This window comes from Telluribacter roseus, from assembly GCF_017355915.2.
Lineage (GTDB): Bacteria > Bacteroidota > Bacteroidia > Cytophagales > Spirosomataceae > Telluribacter.
Genome location: NZ_JAFEUV020000011.1, coordinates 155750 through 174129 on the forward strand (window position 1 = coordinate 155750; position 18380 = coordinate 174129).

Sequence of the window (18380 nt, forward strand, 5' to 3'; positions counted from 1 at the left end):
TGGCCGTACCCGCGCAAAGCTCTTTCGAACATAAACTTCTTCATCCAGGCCAACAATCTGTATTCAATTTATTACTTCTGATAAGTAAGGATTATCGGAAGTAGGCAATTCTTCATTTATAATTCAAATTAGCATCTGAATTACGGATCAGAAGATTTGGGGTTCAAATTCCTATAAATACCACTACTCAAACTTATGTAAGCGTGAAACGCCAATCCAAATCATCAGATTGGTTATTTTTTGCCCTTCTTTGGCCTATTGGCATACACCTTGATGATCGCTGATAACACCTATAATCCGCAGTTTGCACCGGAACGTATTCACCAATCCGTTCCAAAACATACGTAAAATACGATTGCTTACAGTTTTATTTTATCTCCGCCTTAACAAGAAGGATAAATCAAAAACAGCTAGAGTCTATTGCCGCGTCTACCTGGGTATAGATCAGGTACCAGCATTCGGGTCCACCGTGGCAGCGGCCACCGTGGTAGCGGCCACCGTGGTAGCGGCCACCGTGGCAGAGGTAAAACTCGGGTTAGCCATCAAGCTCGTAGACGGCTCAAATCCCTCTTTCATCTAGCAGGGCGGCTTTAGCCGAGCTATGTCGGCCATTAGAAAAAAAGGTGAGTGACGCGACTATTATCAGCAAAAAGTTGCCGATGGTATAAAAAATATCTTGGTAATCTATGCAGTAAAAAACCAAATTATCCATCGAATATACGCGGCTGTCGAACGATGTGAAAAATATGACGAAAACTATATCTCAAAGCTTGCATAAATCATAGAAATCGGTGTGATTACTAACTTGTTTCTTCCCTTCTGTCCATTTTTACTTGACTAGGTACACACTCACTTAGATCGAAGTTGTAGTTGGTATAGTATTTTCAATGACTCATAGTTTTAGTTTTCGTCATATTACTATCCACGTAAAGTGTCTTACCCTGGCCAATGAATAATCATTCCAACCAGCATCAGGACGATAATCAGTCCGCTTCTCAGGGTGGTGCAGCCCTGCCACATACATTCCCAGAACCTGCATCAGGCCCCAAGTTATACCCTTTTTTAGCTGGTGGGGGGAGATGGGTACTCTGACCCGTCAGCATGACTGGGTCAGCACTTCATTGGGCTTGCCAAACCAGTGGCCTTACAGCCTGCGGGTCTCTGTCAGTAATCTGCTTCGCGCCAACTTGCCCATGCTGGTTCTATGGGGAGAAGATCACGTATTATTTTATAACGATGCGGTTATTCCCGGTTTGGATCCGGAAAGGCATCCGGTGCTTGGACAACCAGTTCGGGAAGTCTGGGAGCAAGAGTGGGCTATTGTGGAGCCCGTGGTGAAAAAAGTGCTGCATAGTGGTGAGCCTGTAAGTTTTCAGGATATACCACTCACCATTTACCGACATGGACAAGCTGAAAAGGTATTTTGTACTTTCTCGGTCAGTCAGGTTCTAAATGATGAAGGGGCACCCGGAGGAGTACTGGTGACCTGTCTTGAAACAACTCATGATGTACTAACCCATAAGAGCCTGGAAGTAAGCGAAAAGCGTTTTCAAGATCTGGTTAAGGAGGCAGCGGTTGGTATTATCGTGCTCACCGGAGAAGAGATGCGGGTGGACATTGTCAACGAAACCTATGCCCAACTCATTGGCCGCAGTCAGGAGGAGCTTATTGGAAAAGAATTATTCAAAGTAATTCCAGAGGTGGAGGCTTATTTCCGGCCTAATATAGATCTAGTAAAAAGGACAGGTAAGCCGCTCTACCTGTTTGAAACGCCCTATTCAGTACAGGGGCACAAGGGACCGATCGAAGGCTATTTAAATCTGGTCTACCAACCTTATAGGGAATCAGACGGCACCATCCGGGATGTAATTGTTTTTTGCAACGAAGTGACGGAGCAGGTGAGGGCCATGCAGCGCAATGAAGAACGTCAGCAACAGCTACTGTCCCTTTTTGAGCAGTCACAGGTAGGTATTGCCATTCTTGAAGGAGAAAATTTAATCTTTCGTATGGCCAATCCCTTCTATGGCCAACTGGTGGACCGGGCACCAGAACAGCTAATTGGGAAACCACTTCTGGAAGCACTGCCTGAACTGGTTGGACAGGGATTTAATGAACAACTCCAGAAGGTAATTACTACGGGTGTTCCCTTTGTTTCCAACGAGGTAGCGGCACAGGTAGTTCGTAACAATCAGCTACAGACCATCTACGTGAATATAACATTTCAGCCTCACCGAAGAGTGGAAAATGGGCCAATTGTTGGTGTTTTTGTTGTGGCGACTGATGTGACCCAGCAAGTGAAGGCACGCCAGGCCCTGCACGCCGAGCAGATCCAACTCAATACAATTTTACGAGAAGTCCCAGTTGGTATTCTGATTGCCAACCCAAATGGTGAACTTATTTACGGCAATCCACAAGTGGAACAAATCTTTCGTCATCCCTTTCGGGTCAGTAAAGATATAGAAGCCTATAAGAACTGGGCATTGTTTGACCCATTGACCGGTGACCCTTTTCCATTGGATGCTATGCCCATGGTACGAACGCTACTTCATGGAGAGACCGTGGTCGGCGTAGAAATGAAACTAAAACGAGGAGATGGTACCTGGGGCTATGCTAGTGTCAATACCGTACCGGTTTATGACGATCAGGGGCAACTACTACTTGGGGTTGCTGCCTTTATTGACATTACAGCCCGGAAGCAGGCAGAAGAGGCCCTTCGCTTGAGCGAGAGCAGGCTACGGGCCGTGCTGGAAAGTATTAGTGATGGTCTTTATATTGGCGGACTAGAGGGCATTACACTCGTCAATCAGGCGGCCCTTGACCAGCTTGGCTTCACTACTGCAGCGGAACTCAACCGTCACATTGGTACACTGGCCGAAGAGATTCAGACCCGTGACTGGCAGACCGGCGAATTTATTCCGGTTGAACGTCAGGCGTTTGCTCGTGCTATGGGCGGTGAACACGTTGTGCAGGATGTGCGGGTACGGCACCGCCTCAGCGGGGAAGAGCGGGTCGTTCGGTGCGCCGCATCACCGGTAGTCGTGGAGGGAAAGGTAGTGGCCGCAGTAGCCATCAACAGCGATGTGACCAGCCAACGACAAGCCGAAGAGGCTTTGCGTCAAAGCGAGGAACGCTATCGCCAGTTGTCCAAAGAGCTGGAAAACAGAGTGCAGGCCCGTACGCAGGAATTACAAATCGCTAACCTGGATCTAACACGCTCCAACGCCAATCTGAAGCAGTTCGCATACGTTGCCAGCCATGATTTGCAGGAACCCCTACGTAAGATCCAATCATTTAGTACCCTCTTACAAAAAAAATACAGTACTGAATTAGGGCCTCAGGGTTTTGATTTGCTAAGCCGTATCGTAAAGGCTGGTGAGCGAATGTCTACCCTGATTTAGGATCTTCTAATTTATTCGCGTATAGAAACCCGCCAGCAGGCTTTAGGTCCGGTATCGCTAAATAAGGTTATCGCTAAGGCGTTACAAATCTTAGATTGGCAGATTGAGCAGCGAGGGGCTCTTATTGAGGTAGCGGATTTGCCTGCTATTCAGGGTAATGAGTCTCAGCTGGTTCAACTCTTCCAGAACCTGCTTTCCAATGCCATCAAGTTTACTCCTTCAGGAGAAGCTCCTCAGATCGAAATTTCCTGTACCCTCCTTGAACGTAGCGAATTGCCTAACGATATACTTAAAAATAGTACGGCAACCCACTTCTGGCTCATTAACATTAGTGATCAGGGCATAGGATTTGATATCAAATATCTGGATCGTATTTTTCAGGTGTTTCAACGACTACACGGCAAGAGTGAGTTTCCAGGAACAGGTGTGGGACTGGCCATATGTCAGCGGGTGGCAGAGAACCATGGAGGCCGTATTACCGCTAGTAGTACACCAGGGAAAGGAGCCACATTCTCTATGTATTTGCCCAAATAATGCGACACGTGTGTATTATACTATGTAGTAACAGCCACTTATTTACATGAGTGGACTTAGGTGAGGAGCCCTGAGCTACCATTCCTGGGGTATATATCATGGGAAGCATAGATAGTATGTTGAGGTTTCCTATAAAACCGACACAAACCTTTCGCCTTCAAAACTTAACCGATTTCTAATCAATGGAATGCTACTAAATATCTGAACTTTACTCCTTTAAGTTCTATCACGTAATTCCCGCGACCGCTGGTCATGTACCTGGTATCCCAATGCCTGATGAAGGCTTTAAACATTAAGACTGGCGATTAGTTTCCCATCAGCTATATAGGGGCTTTGATTTGCACGAACTTTCCCTCCTCCGTATACAAAGCTTCGTTAGGAAAATAGATTTAAAACCACACCTTATTTTCACCTGCAAATTTTGGAAGAACATGTATCGGAACAAAGGCTGTCCGCATGGCAGGTCATAGATATCTGCTTGTTGGTGTTTAATACACTTATTCTTATGAAGAAGCTGGTACCGGATTCTTCTATGATGCCGAGAGTTGTTTATAAGGAAAATATCACAGCGCTACGGTGGGAGTCAAAGGCGGTAAAACTAACGAGAAGAATCTCATAAAGCGCAATAGCCATAGTACTGAGGCTATAACAGAGATGTTTCAGGCCAGGTGCCAGTTGCGTCTTACAAGCCCAAAAGGTAACTGATTTCCTCAGTTATAGTACTTATATTCCCGGTCAGGTAGATAGCACCTCAATCAATTATATAATCAAAGCTCCGTTAGCGTATATATCTCAGGTATGCTATTTATAGGAAGAGGTGACTAAGTACTGACAAAGACACCTATTCACCACTACATACGGGAAATATGGGAACTAAACTTTCTACTACAATTGAGAGGGAGCTAATAGTGTCATTAGCCAGGAATGAGGAGCACGCTTTTGAAGACCTGTATGAACAGTATTCAGTTTCATTATATAACATAGTCTGTCAAATTTTGAAAGATGAGAGGATGGCAGAAGATGTCATGCAGGAAGCATTCCTGAAAATCTGGATGAATATCCGTACCTATAATGACCTAAAGGGAAGCCTCTTCACCTGGATGCTTAACATTGCCCGTAATACTGCTATTGATATTCTTCGGAAACAATATGTAAGGCACGATTTATGGGGAGAAATAGGTAGGGAAGCTGCTACAATAGCCTTCTCAGATCTCTGTCCAGGGCACAAGGACCTGTGGGAACTGGTAGATCAACTACGACCAGAGAGGCAGAAAGTAATATATATGGTATATGTTCAGGGGTATACCCACGAAGAGGTAGCCGTAAAGCTCTGTGTACCTTTGGGTACTGTAAAGTCACGAGTACGAAGTGCTTTGATGGAGCTACGAATTCTGTATACCAACTAAAGTGGATCATACATTTTAAAGTGCTATAGTCTGACCTGAGACAAATGCTCCTCTGGATCTTATATAGTAGCCACTGGATTACTTCACCGATTTATATTTTGTATACTAATTTGCTTATGCTTTCACAGTAGCTTAGACTGATGAGTTGGGAGCTCGCGCTCATATCCGCTGATTACCATTTTTACCAGTTCCTTTCGCTCCTTTTCGTTCTTCAAGCGAGTAGGTTTATATACAACTATTAGGCTGTACAAGACTCCCTCATGAAAAAAACATTCTAACTGAGAGAGGTTGTCAGTAGTCAGCCTTACATCCAAACTTTTTTTGTGATAACTGATTCTGAATCCCCGGCGCTGGTAGCAGTGGCCAACTACTTAATGGTTCCCTTACTACTTCTGCTTACTAAGGATCTCTACCAGACAACTATACAGTAAACTTCCATTTCAGCTTATATACTTAGCTGACTTTTTTAAGCTAAAACAAAAAAGGTTACCTCCTTTTAAGCTATGAATACTACTGTCATACCTGATTTGAACCACTTCTGCCTGCTTATCAATAGACCTTACGCACAGTTCCATGTGGTTGATCTTGCATTCCAGCTTTACTCCCCGGAACAGCAAGTCAAGACTAACCTCCTTAAAAGCACTGGGAAGACTCGGATTAAAACACAGGGTATCTTCCTGAACTTCTATACCTGCATAATGATGCTGCAGTACGCCCAATGTACCCCCCATTGAACCCAAGTGGATCCCTTCGGAGCTATCGTCATCTTCCAGGGGGGACAGATCAATTTGCTGCGCTTTTTCGAATAATTTCCAGGAAGCATCAGGGTCAAAGTGGGCCAGCGCTCCCGCATGGATGATACGTGAGAGGCTGGATTCATTAGCGGTATGCTTGATTTGATTATCTATGGTGTCTTTCAATTGATTCAGTGAGATGTCATAGCCCATAAGTTGCATAATTCTCTGTAACTCGACCGGTGTAAATAGGTAAAGAAGCAACGATGTATCAGCTTGTTTGGACGCCTTGTAACGATTGATATCATCTCCTTCAGCCTCAAGTCGCCAGTCTATCCGTTGAGCCCCCCATTTTTGCCGGAATGCATCCATATCAAAATCCTGCAGATCACTAAACCCTTCAAACTGGTCAAGAGTACCATTAGGAAGAAAGACTAACCGAATCCTGCTACTTATTTTTTTCCATTGTTCCAGTTCATCAGTGCTAAGTCTTATCTTTTCCCGCAGATCGAGTTGTTGCTGTTCCGTAAGCAGGTGGTACATTTGTCCCGCCCGCATCAGGGTCCAGGCAGCCATTACATTAGTGTACGAGTTATTGTCAATACCCATCTCTTCCTCTACTTCGGTGCAGGCATCGGGGTAGTGAGTATGGTGCTCGTCGGGTCCCACTACGCCCCTGATCTCATAGCGGTCAGTATTCGGATTGTATTGCGCTAGGCTCGCCCAGAACCGGGCAGTTTCCACGAGCATCTCGGCTCCGTATTCGGCAAAGAAACTCTTATCTCCGGTTACCTCCACGTAATTGCTAATGCTGTAGGCAATGATGGCACCTATATGATGCTGCCGGTAGGTGAAGTCCTCCATCCAGTGCCCCGAATAGAGGTTGTACTGCAGCAGGGGTGTTTCCTCCCGGCCACTACTGGCACTCCGCCAGGGATACATGGCCCCTCTATACCCCGCTTGGCTGGCTAGCTTGCGGGCGGCATCAAGCCGACGATAGCGGTACAGCAGCAACGAACGGGCAATGGTAGGGAAGCGGTAAGCCAGAAAAGGGAAAATAAACATTTCGTCCCAGAAGATCTGACCGTGGTATTCCTCGCCCTGCCAACCGCTAGGGGGTACTCCCACATCCAGGTCAGCGGTATGGGGCGAGATATTCTGCAGGATCTGAAACATGTGCAGACGGAAATAAGGAAGCTGATCTTTTGGCTGTAGATCAAGCCGACAGTGATGCCACAGCTTTTTCCAGGCCATACAGTGTGCCTCTAAAAGTGCTTCAAAGTCCTGAGCCTGTGAAAGAGCTTTCTGAGCTGCCTCCCGACAGTCAGTAATAGCCATGTCGTGTGAGGTGTAAAGTGCCGCCACCTTCTCCACTACTACACTTTCTCCTTCCTTCAGCTCTGCAAGCAGTGATTCGTAGATACTGTCGGTATCGGATTCGACGGTTCGCTGGCAGGAAAGAGGCTGTCCCTGCCGTAGCAACCTCGTCCGGGCCTGCAGCGTGATGTCGATACCGGACTGCACCGTTCGTGCTATCAGCCCGAGGCACTCCGTGCCGATACGGGACGTAGAAATCGTCTGCAGGTGGCGTTTGTTGAAAGGCCTGTAACGAGCTACGTTGTTGTTCTGTACCGCACCATCCAGGCCACTCCGGATTTCGATAGTACCGGACCAATTCTCGGCGCTGATTTCCTGCTGAAGTACCATCAGGTGCTCCTGTGCCATGCTAACGAAACGTTTTTCGTGCAGACTGAATATCATGCCCTCCCTGGACTTAAAGCGTACCTTGCGCTCCAGAAGAGCTTTATCCATGTGCAACTCCTGCCGGTAAGCGAGAATATCCGCCTCTTCCAGCGAAAACCAGTTTCCTCCCGCAATCCGGAAGCTCACAGGCAGCCAGTTGGGCAAATTGACCAGTGACTCGTTTTCTACCTCCTTCCCCTCAATGAGTGTACTTAGCCGATTGTAACAGCCGACCCGATAGGTACCCGGATAATGTACCTGGTCTTCTGTTGATTCGGGAGCGGCCGCACGGCTGACAATAAATCCATTGCCCAGCGCAAAAAGCGCCTCGCGCCGGTCCTCATCGACTGAATCGTAGTGGTCATAACTGATGCTCCACTCCCGGAAGGTACCCTTACTACTGCTCATGCAACTCCTGTACGTTGTTACAAATTTGATTAAAAAGCTCCTCCAGACGCTCACGATCAGGATAGGCAGGCTGGGAGCCATAGGTTGTGATAGCAGCATGCGAAGCCGCCACCCCGTAGCTGGCCAGAGCCTTAAGGCTACTCCCTTCCAGAATTGCTACAGCCAGTGCCCCGGCAAAGGCATCGCCGGCGCCAGTGGTATCTACTACCTCTACCTCAATGGGCGGCACGTACAGCATAGTTTCGGTATTGGCTATTACACAACCGCCGTCTTCGAGTTTGATGACGGCATGCTGCACCCCTTCCTTCAGGAGTTTCCGGGCTGCCTTTTTTCCATCATCGGCCGAAGTGGCCGATACCCCCGTGAGGCTCTCTGTCTCGGAGGCATCCGGTACCAGGTAATCAATCATCGGGAACAAGGCTTTATCCACGCGGTCGGTGGGAGATGGGTCCAGTACGATAGTAAATCCTCTGTCATGAGCAGCCCGTATGGCTTCCTCCACAATAAACGGGGGCACCTCATAGTCTACCACCAGTACCGAACCGGCCGGTGCTTCGGCAATGGCCTGCTTTACTTTCTCCCGGTCGTGATCCTGCCAGGCATCGTTGGCATTGGTGGAAAGTACAATGTTTTTCTTTCCATCCTCAGGAACCATAATCATAGAGAAGCCGGTAGTAACGCCTTTTACCTTTTCAACGTACCGCAGGTCTATCTCCATATCTTCCAGAGCCCCCAGCGCCTGAAGACTTAGATCATCGTCACCCACCCGGGCCAGTACTAGGGCCGGAGCTCCCAGCTTTCGGGCCAGGTAGGCTACATTGGCAGCCTTACCTCCACTAAATCGTCGGAAGTCGTGGGCCAGCAGGGTAGTAGTTTCACCCAGCTTCTGATCTACCCGTACCTGGAAATCAGCGTTTACGCTGCCTAAGGAAAGAATAATTCCCTCCTTCTTTTTATCTGCCATGCGTGATTTGTATTTTTAAAATAAATAGCTGATGTTGATTCATGTGTACTAAAGTTATCCTAAGGCGAGATTGTTGTCAGCTATTTTTATTCTATTATATTGAAAAGTGAATAGTGTTATAAATTATGCAATATGTGCGACTCATTTTGTCAGTCTGAGCGGAGCAATCAAGGTGCTGGTTCTTAACCGCAGCGGCAGCAGTCCTACTTGGACTGACATAAGTTTGTGAAATGATAGATCTGTCAATAAAAAATGTGCCTTGACTTAAATAACTCGTATTAACTGCTGAAATCATAAGCATCTCAAAGCATAAATTACTGACCTGGAAAGGGAAAATCCCTTACAATTTGTAGTTCTCTGGTACCATACCTCATGCATACACTAGAATTTGAGTATTTAGAACAATCCACTGATGCCTTTTTGCTCTGTCATCATCGTATTCAAAAAGATGTTAACACCTTTGAGGTGATCTGGCTAAATACTCAGGCTAAATCAGTTCTTGGCTGGATAGGCTATGTACCCACTCCAATGGAGCAGGTTATCCCCTCAGCAGAGCTGCGGAAAGCCCTCCATCAGGCTGTAATAAATAACCAAAAACAATCAGGTGTATTAAAAGGAATGCCTGACTCTGTTTCAGGAAAGGTTCTTACTTTTGAAGTAACTGCTCTTTCTACGGCCCTGCTGGTGCAACTAAAGCAAGATGAACCACAAACTAAATTTCATCAGGCCCTGGGCGAGCAGCTGCTCACTACTCCTCATACGGGAGTGGTGGCTATGGAAGCGGTACGAAATCGACAAGGGCAGGTAGAGGATCTTAGAGTACTCTTCCTCAAGCAGACCTCTTTCAACCATCCATTTCTGGATGGTCGGGTTCAGGTAGGGGATTACCTTTCCCGATGCTACCCTAGCATAAAGGGGGAGGAACTGTTCAGCCATCTGATAGACGTAACTGAGACAGGAACGCCCTCATTTTTAGAAGAGCAGCCTCCTGGGATAGATCAGACCTTCCAGCTGGCTCTCACCAGGTTTGGGGATGGGGTGCTGGTTACCTACTACGATCAGACGGCAAAACAGCGGACTGAAAGAAGGCCAAATCTCCAGTCGCAGGTACTGCAACAACTGATAGATTGCAGCCAGGATATCATTGTACTATGGGAGCCGGTGTTTGATGATGAAGGGAATACTATCGATTTGAAAGCTGCTCAATTCAACAAAGCAGCACTTTGTGATGGCTTCTTTACGGAAGATGATTATCTGTATGGCACTCTTACTCAGATGTCGGCCGGAGCCAAAGAGTTTATTCCGCAGTATGCCCAGGTACTTCAAACCGGTATCCCCCTAAGAGTGGAAAGGCATAACAGAAGGGGAGGTAAAGACCTCTGGACGGATCTTTCCGTTAACAAATTAGAGGATAAGCTACTGATGTTCGTCCGGGATATTACCAAACACAAACAGGCTTCTCTGGAGGTGGAAGAGCAGAATCATCTGCTGGAAAGCATCCTCAACAGTACCGAAAACTACAAACTTGTCACCGAAGCCATTCGGGATGATTCCGGCCTTGTGATTGACTTTCGGATAACCAAAGGGAATAAGGGCACGATAGATACCCTACAAAAGCTGTTTGGATTTAACGCAATAGGCTGTACCATCAAGCAACTGGTGGGGGAAAAAGGCAAACTATTTGGGCAGGCCATTCAAGTACTGGAAACAGGTCAGCCTTACATCAAGGATAGATGGCATAACCGCTTAACGGACCGGTGGTATAAGTTCACTATGCATAAGCTCAATAACGGAGTTGTCGTCACCTATGTAGATATAACAGCCGTTCAAAATGCCTTGCTTGATGTCCAGCATCAGAAAGAGCTGATAGAGGGGGTATTGGATAGCTCCATTAACGGAATACTGGCAATGGAAGTGGTCAGGAATGCCTATGGCACCATTGAAGACTTTAAAATTGTATTGGCTAATAAGCCGGCCGAAGCCTATACATTCCTTACCAATGCGGAGCTGGTCGGAAGAATGTACCTGTCTCTGTTTCCCACTGCCCGGGAGGTAGGCTTCTTCGATAGGATGAAACAGGCCGTAGAGGAGAGCATCCCGTTTCGGGTCGAAACGTCTTTTCCTTCTCCCAAACTGAACACCACTCGATGGTTCACCATGTCTTTAACACAGACAGGCAGGGGCCTGGTCATTCTCACCTTTATGGAAACTACTGACCAGGTACTCATGCGGCAAAAACAGGAACTACTTCTGGAGGAACTAAGACAGTCCAACAAAGACCTGGAGCAATTTGCCTATGTAGCTTCTCACGATTTACAGGAACCAGCGCGTAAGATCAGTTCTTTCTCAAATCTGGTGGTGAAGCAGTATGCACAGGTACTACCACCGGCCGGAGTCGACTTACTCCAAAGAATGCAGTCGGCCAGTATACGGATGCAGGATCTGATAGATGGGCTGCTAACCTACTCCCAGTTTTCTACTCAGAAGGAGCCACATCAGCCGGTCTCCTTGCCTATGCTCGTGCAGCACATCCTGTCAGACCTTGAAAGCAGGATTGACGAGAAAAAGGCGGATATACATGTAGCTGAACTGCCCCAAATACAAGGAAACCCTATTCAACTCCGGCAACTGTTCCAGAACCTGATCAGCAATGCCTTAAAGTTTTGCCATCCTGATAGACCTCCACAAATCACGATCGAGTCAGAGCAGGCAACGCCGGAAGAAATCATGCAGTCCGGACTGGATATAGAGGATAAGTATCTGGCCATTCGGGTAAAGGATAATGGTATTGGAATGGAGCAGGCTCATGAGAAAAAGATCTTTGAGCTGTTTACCCGCCTGCACGGCCGGAGCCAGTATCCGGGGACTGGACTGGGACTGTCTATCTGCAAAAAGGTGGCCGAGCTGCATGGAGGTACTATCTCAGTGACCAGCACACCTGGTACAGGAAGTACTTTTATTGTTTTATTACCTGCTCTCACCTAATATTTACCTTTTTTCTTGGTTGTAGCCATCAGTCTTAATTTCTACTTCTGTTAATTGAACAGAAGTAGACTCTACAGCTTCTTCTTCAGCAGAAGGTACGATGTTTATAGCTTCTACCTCATAATCTGACTGATACAACCAGACTAGTGTCGTACACGAACTACTTACTAACTACATCACTATGTCCACAACGACCTACTCCGACGATATGCCTCATATGGCGGGCATCGTCAAACGCAATATCGAAGCCCTCCTTAACCTCCGTAAGGAGGAGGAAGCCCAAAAGACATCTGAAGAGAAACCGCGGACAACATTACTGCCTTCACCGGCAACATGCTGTTTGTATATATACATCTGGCGGTATTTGGGCTGTGGATCATCTGGAATCTAGGCTGGCTTGGTCATAAGCCATTTGAAGAGTCGTTTGTGGTTCTAGCCATGTTTGCCTCAGTGGAGGCAATCTTTCTGTCGACCTTTGTATTGATAAGCTAGAATCGTATGGCCAAACAAGCCGATAAAAGAGCCGAGCTCGATCTGCAGGTGAGCTTGCTGGCGGAACACTAGATTACCCGCCTGATTGTGCTTGTAACCGCCATTGCCAAAAACATGAATATTGAAGATACCAACGACAAGGAACTGGAAGAACTAGCCAAAGATGTACATCCCGAGAAAGTTCTGGACACCATGGAAAATCAATCAGCACAGGCCAGCGATAAGGATTGAGTGGATCAGGACACAGTAGTACCGGATCACTTTTCCTCTGTCATCCGTTACACTCATCCAGATCCAAAGACTAAGCGAATGTAAGTGCTGTTTCTGACAACATTACCTTCTTACGCCGGTTATTAAAAGGAATGAACTATTACGGGTAATTAAAGTTGTGAATCTGTAAGTCAATGTCCCCATTATATCTATTACATATAATTGATCGAGGTTATGGAAGAAAAGAATCAATCAGGTATTATCCCTGATAATTATACAGGAAGAATTATCGACACAACCAGTAAGGTAGAATGCAGGAGCATAGAAGAGGCCCGGGCCTTTTTTGATGTAGTGAAGCAAAGACTACTGAATGTTAATGCCTGGAACGACTACGCCGGGGCGGCCACCGCTAAATTTCAGGTAGTCGATAAAGAGGGCAATGAAGTAACACGGCACGTTACGCAGGGTGATTTTTTCAAAATCAACATACCTGGTCCCGGTTCCATATCCGGAGAGGGCTACGACTGGGTACGCGTTGAAGAAGTAAGGATAGTCGCAGAGGGCGAGGTGGAAAGTGTGGGGATTAGAGTAAGACCCACTTCTAATCCGCAGAATGATGACGATCAAATCCACCACTTCTATTCCGAAGAGTCAACCAGTAACTTTACCGTTACCAGAGAAGGCCAGCTAATCACAGTCGGCATCTATGACCGCAATACAAAACCTAATGTCGAGAGTGAAGGCATTCTGGAAAAAGCAAGAGATATACTAGTAGGCCTGGGAGCTGTTACTGGTTTCTCAAAATATCAATGGCAGAAACTGGCGGATGGTTTGTTACAACCCTAGGCCTTGCTTTACCAATACATATACCTGAAAGAGCGAAGGGTTTAACCATTTGGTGTCAGATCTTTATGAACAAACCCCCTCCCTGGTACTACCAGGGAGGGGGTTTGTTCATACTTGTTATTTTCTCTAGCCGTTATGCTCTAAAATCATTGGGCAAGGGAATCACTACCTACTTATTGGTTAAAAGAAGGCGTTGTCTCCAATGAGGAATCTTCTGTATTTCTAATTTCATTCACCTTAACCTCATTATCGGGTAATGACCCACTCCTCACATCAATCTTTTTGGTAATCAAACGATCACACGGATTGGCACCCTGTAATTGACATTCCCACAAGGCAGCTAACAGTACTAATCCAAAGAATAACAAGCCAATTATTTTCCAGATGTGGAGATCCTTATCTACTGGAGGCACTTTTTTCATTTACTAAGGTGTAACTAATGTTAAATTATCGTGAGCATTGTGCATAGTGCTAGGCAGACAGGCAGTGCCTTCTTACTTGACACCGGCTCCCATCATAGCATTGAAGGTCCGGACTAGACGGGCCCCCGGACGTACATCCTTCGTCTGCAGGTACAGTGCCAGTTTGGCAACCATAACTACCTGGTGTACAAAATCAGTTTTGAACTCAAGATCCCCGTAGGTGTCTGCCATGATCGGGGAATTGATATGATTATGAAATGAGGTAAGAGAAGTACTACCTAGTACGGCATTTGCCCAATAATAAACGCAGACATACCTTTTCTCGGGCAGGGAGATTCCATAGCATTCCAGCATTTCGCGAAGGTGTGTCCGATGCACTCCAAGATTCAAGGCCAGTACATCATCTACTTTATCAAAGTACGCTTTAATTGAGGGCCATACCTGACTGATGGGCGGATATTCGGAGCTGTTTGCATTATAGCTGCGGGAATACTTAAAACTTACTTTTTCGTAAATAGTCCCTTTTTTAACATACGCTAAACCAATTTCATCTGAATGCACAGAAATGACCAGAAAGCTTTCACTCTTTGTTGAAAAATGTATCATAAAGAACAGATAGAGGATATTTTCAATTTCGGACACATAGAGATTCACTATGGAATGCTGCTCTGCATCCAAAAAATAATTACTTGAATGAATTTAGGTTTGGTAGTAAACAGGCAATTCAGATAGTTCGTAGCCTACCGACACTACTATCAGAGAAGAATACACCCATTAAGGGTTCAGGTGGAGCTTTGGGACAATTTGAAGTAACAAGCTTTTTCATGTGGAGGGTATTATTTAGTGAGTAATCGGGTTAACACTTTGTACTAATGACACCATTACTTCCGGTGACGAGGTAGTTTACTTCCTTGCTTGCACGTTTCAGCCCAGATTGTAACTGTAGTAACTGTGTATGTATATACGTTTTCAACAGACTAAACCTGCACTTCCCTCCATTCAACTTCCTGTACCGATTTTAAATCAATTATCAAGCCAAGCCTGTTGTTAAATTGGCTTTTACTAATTTTGCAACATACTTTAATGGTTATGTTCAATAGTATTTTTATTGTATTAATCAAAGTTAGCTAATTAACTTAAGGTTAATTTTATAGCACACGTTTTACGTATACGTTTTCCCAATCCAGGTATACCATTACATATAATCATAGGGCATAATAAATAGTAATAGCAGGTATTCAATTTAGTTTCCGTTTTTTGGGTAGTAAAAAATAATGACGTGTTATTTTCTGAACCATTTTGAAAGGAACCTGGTAAAATAAGTAACCCATTTTTATTAAAGATTAATTTTTCTAGCGGTCCTAGCAGACTCTATAAAGCAACCATGAGGAACAAAATAAAGAGGCAAGTGCGAGTAGCCCGGTATGTATTTTACAAAGAAACACTGATTGATTCGAGAGAGCATTTCTGGACTTTTATAGGATCTTTTACCGGAATAGGGCTTATTGGCTACCTCAGCAGTTTATACTTTACCTCTAATGACAACCTTTTCCTGATTGGTTCATTTGGAGCATCATCGGTACTGATTTATGGTAGTATCAATAGCCCCCTGGCTCAGCCCCGTAATCTGATAGGCGGCCATGTACTCAGTGCCATCATAGGAGTGACTATTCACAAATTATTCCCCCATGAAGCGTGGCTCTGTTCCGCTCTGGCTGTTTCCCTGTCCATTGTAGTCATGCAAGCTACCAAAACCCTGCATCCCCCCGGAGGAGCCACAGCCTTGATCGCCACCATTGGATCAGAGAAGATCAAAAGCCTGGGATATGTGTATGTACTTAGTCCGGTTCTTACAGGAGTTCTGATTCTGCTGATGGTAGCTCTTATTTTTAATAATGCAACCTCGCACCGGAGTTATCCCAAAAACAAGAACTGGTACAAAAGGTGGATGCCGAAGTATAACAGATAATATCAAATATATCTATAGCCCAAAGAGCTACTCCGGTTGGAGTAGCTCTTTGGGTTTTGTAAGTATATCAACAAGGTTACTTCGCCTCCGTTACTTCCAGAATTACACTGGCCCGACGTGCATTTACCCCCGGATTAAATCCGATGGTCATGAGGTAGTCGCCTGAGTAGCTTGTGTCGCCGGTAATGGATGACTTAGTACCCGGATACAGGTTTATTTCCTTTACCCGGTACTTCTTATCCGGATCAAGGCCATTCAATTTTATGGGTGAAAGGGTACCAGCTCCGTACCGGTTTGATACCAGGTAGTTGAACATAACCGCTCTGTCACGGCTGTCATTCACGTACATGAGTGAAGCATAATCATTATCACGCGGACTGGCCAATCGGTACAGGTCGCCATGCCATACAACATCATTGATGGTTTTGTAGGTACTTACCGCATTCTGACAAAATTCCAGATCTTTTTGATTCAGCTCACTTACCACAATATCAAAGCCTAGTTTACCCATCATAGCTACATCCGTCCGGAACTTGATAGGCTGCTTGCCCCAGTCCGTAACGTGGTTGTCGTGGGTAATGGCGGGGAAGAAGTAGGAGTACTCCCACTGTATAAAAATCCGCTCGAGGGGATCGGTATTATCACTCAGCCAGAACTCGGTAAAGTACTTCAGAGCCGCGTAGTCAACCCGGCCACCACCACCGGAGCAGAGCATCATGGGGAGGTCGGGGTACTTGGCCCGGAAGCGTTCAAGTACCTTGTATAGTCCTCGAACGTACTCTACGTACAGGTGCGATTGCTTGTCTTTGAGGTACTGCGAATGCGCATTATAGATCACCGCGTTACAATCCCACTTGAAGAAAGCCACATTGGGATTTTTGGTCATGATATTATCCAGTACTCCGAATACAAAGTCCTGTACCTGCGGATTGCTCAGATCCAGCACCAGCTGGTTGCGGTACAGATGTTCGGGCCGGTTGGGCTGGCGTATAACCCACTCCGGATGTTTTTCGTACAATTCGCTCTTTGGGTTTACCATCTCGGGCTCTACCCATATTCCAAACTTCACCTGGTTGTTCTGTGCTTCCTTGACCAGGTAACCGATCCCATGCGGGAGTTTCTGTACGTTCTCCTGCCAGTCACCCAGGCCAGCGTTATCACCATTGCGCGGGTACTTGTTGCCAAACCAGCCATCATCCAGCAGGAACATATCTACGCCCAGCTTTTTAGTATCCTTGATGAGTTCAGCCAGCTTGGTTTCGTTGAAGTCAAAGTAGGTAGCCTCCCAGTTGTTCAGAAGCGTCAGTCGTGAACCATTGCCCTGCATGACGCGGTACTTGCGCGCCCAGCGGTGCATGTTACGGCTGGCATCACCCTTACCCTTATCCGAGTAGGTATATACAAAAAGGGCGGTAGTAAACTCATGCCCTTTCCCGAGTACATATTCGGACGCAAATGGATTGATACCGGCTATCACACGGAGGTTATTCAGGGGGTCCACCTCCAGGTCAACCCGGAAGTTACCCGACCACTCAACCGATCCGTATAGTACCCGGCCTTCGTCTTCGGAAGCAGGTTTATCCAGCGAAACCATGAAGGTAGGTGGCTGATAGAGATTGGCGCGAGTCCCCAGCTTGGAATCCAGTACCTTGATACCCGAAGTCAGGCGTATCTCTTCGGGCTGCATCTCCTTGGCCCAGTCGCCGTGGTAATGGTTTAGGTAGTAATCCTTAGCCGACACGTAGAGGTTGGCCGAGGCGTATTTATGCAGCGTCACGTTGCCCTTCTCATTGTTTTTAATCACCGACCACTGCTCGATCACATCCTCCTCCGCGTATACCTTAATGAAAAGGGTCACATCCAGGGCATAGGCCGGATCACGAAGCAGGATGCTGGTGGTAGATACATTGTTATCGGTTTTCTGTACACTATGGCTTACGTACTGAAGATCCAGGGAGGTGTTGCCGTCGGTATGCGTTACCCGAATGGCCGGCTCAACCAGGTTACGCGAGCCACTGGGGGTATAGACGGAGTTAAGAATACCTGAATAATCATCCCCGCGACGCGACATAGCGGGAGCATGCAGGTACTCAGAGCTATTCTTCAGCTTAGTACCAAAATGAATAATGCCTACCCGCTTATCATTCCCCACCTGCAGGGCCAGCCCATAGCGCTTCGTTTCGATGGGAATGACCGAAGTAGGTTGAGCAAAAGCGGTACCTGCGAGTGACGTAATCATTAGGATCAACAACCATTTGAACGTGTGTCT

At 46.3% G+C, this 18380-nt stretch carries 12 protein-coding genes; 7 read left to right on the forward strand and 5 right to left on the reverse strand.

Translation table 11 applies throughout. The annotated features are described in order from the left end of the window. Positions 1-444: 444 nt before the first annotated feature. The gene (locus JTN23_RS25860; RefSeq protein WP_262918578.1) at positions 445-576 is read right to left on the reverse strand and encodes a hypothetical protein; all 132 of its coding nucleotides are present in this window, start codon (positions 574-576) and stop codon (positions 445-447) included. Positions 577-1253: 677 nt separating this feature from the next. On the opposite strand from JTN23_RS25860, the gene JTN23_RS19175 reads away from it, so the two are divergent. The 3 genes from JTN23_RS19175 to JTN23_RS19185 all read left to right on the forward strand — a co-directional run bounded on the left by JTN23_RS19175 (position 1254) and on the right by JTN23_RS19185 (position 5338). Further along, on the forward strand, positions 1254-3398 hold the full coding sequence (locus JTN23_RS19175) for a PAS domain-containing sensor histidine kinase (RefSeq protein ID WP_247236645.1): 2145 nt from the start codon (positions 1254-1256) through the stop codon (positions 3396-3398). 138 nt (positions 3399-3536) lie between these two features. Beyond that, on the forward strand, positions 3537-3932 hold the full coding sequence (locus JTN23_RS19180; protein ID WP_247236646.1) for a sensor histidine kinase: 396 nt from the start codon (positions 3537-3539) through the stop codon (positions 3930-3932). An 866-nt stretch (positions 3933-4798) separates the two neighbouring features. After that, on the forward strand, positions 4799-5338 hold the full coding sequence (locus JTN23_RS19185) for an RNA polymerase sigma factor (RefSeq protein ID WP_247236647.1): 540 nt from the start codon (positions 4799-4801) through the stop codon (positions 5336-5338). A 440-nt stretch (positions 5339-5778) separates the two neighbouring features. Here the strand turns inward: JTN23_RS19185 and JTN23_RS19190 are convergent, their stop codons facing one another. Beyond that, positions 5779-8223 carry a glycoside hydrolase family 65 protein gene (locus JTN23_RS19190; protein WP_247236648.1) on the reverse strand — a complete coding sequence of 815 codons (2445 nt, stop codon included), beginning with the start codon at positions 8221-8223 and terminating at the stop codon, positions 5779-5781. Next, positions 8213-9187, reverse strand: a complete 975-nt coding sequence (locus JTN23_RS19195; protein WP_247236649.1) for a ribokinase — start codon at positions 9185-9187, stop codon at positions 8213-8215. Before JTN23_RS19195 ends, JTN23_RS19190 begins: the two co-directional genes overlap by 11 nt. A gap of 618 nt (positions 9188-9805) precedes the next feature. Between JTN23_RS19195 and JTN23_RS19200 the strand changes: the two genes are divergently transcribed. The 3 genes from JTN23_RS19200 to JTN23_RS19210 all read left to right on the forward strand — a co-directional run bounded on the left by JTN23_RS19200 (position 9806) and on the right by JTN23_RS19210 (position 13720). Then, positions 9806-12172: a PAS domain-containing sensor histidine kinase gene (locus JTN23_RS19200; protein WP_247236650.1), complete on the forward strand. Its 2367-nt coding sequence runs from the start codon at positions 9806-9808 to the stop codon at positions 12170-12172. Between the two features lie 333 nt (positions 12173-12505). Beyond that, entirely contained in the window at positions 12506-12664 is a 159-nt protein-coding gene (locus JTN23_RS19205) for a DUF1003 domain-containing protein (protein ID WP_247236651.1), read from the forward strand. 444 nt (positions 12665-13108) lie between these two features. Continuing rightward, positions 13109-13720, forward strand: a complete 612-nt coding sequence (locus JTN23_RS19210) for a hypothetical protein (RefSeq protein WP_247236652.1) — start codon at positions 13109-13111, stop codon at positions 13718-13720. Between the two features lie 494 nt (positions 13721-14214). Here the strand turns inward: JTN23_RS19210 and JTN23_RS19215 are convergent, their stop codons facing one another. Then, positions 14215-14373 (reverse strand): hypothetical protein, encoded by a 159-nt coding sequence (locus tag JTN23_RS19215; protein WP_247236653.1) that lies wholly within the window; start codon positions 14371-14373, stop codon positions 14215-14217. A 1153-nt stretch (positions 14374-15526) separates the two neighbouring features. Here JTN23_RS19215 and JTN23_RS19220 point away from each other — a divergent pair. Then, the gene (locus tag JTN23_RS19220) at positions 15527-16111 is read left to right on the forward strand and encodes an HPP family protein (protein WP_247236654.1); all 585 of its coding nucleotides are present in this window, start codon (positions 15527-15529) and stop codon (positions 16109-16111) included. Between the two features lie 76 nt (positions 16112-16187). Here the strand turns inward: JTN23_RS19220 and JTN23_RS19225 are convergent, their stop codons facing one another. Further along, positions 16188-18350: an alpha-galactosidase gene (locus JTN23_RS19225; RefSeq protein WP_247236655.1), complete on the reverse strand. Its 2163-nt coding sequence runs from the start codon at positions 18348-18350 to the stop codon at positions 16188-16190. Positions 18351-18380 lie beyond the last annotated feature (30 nt).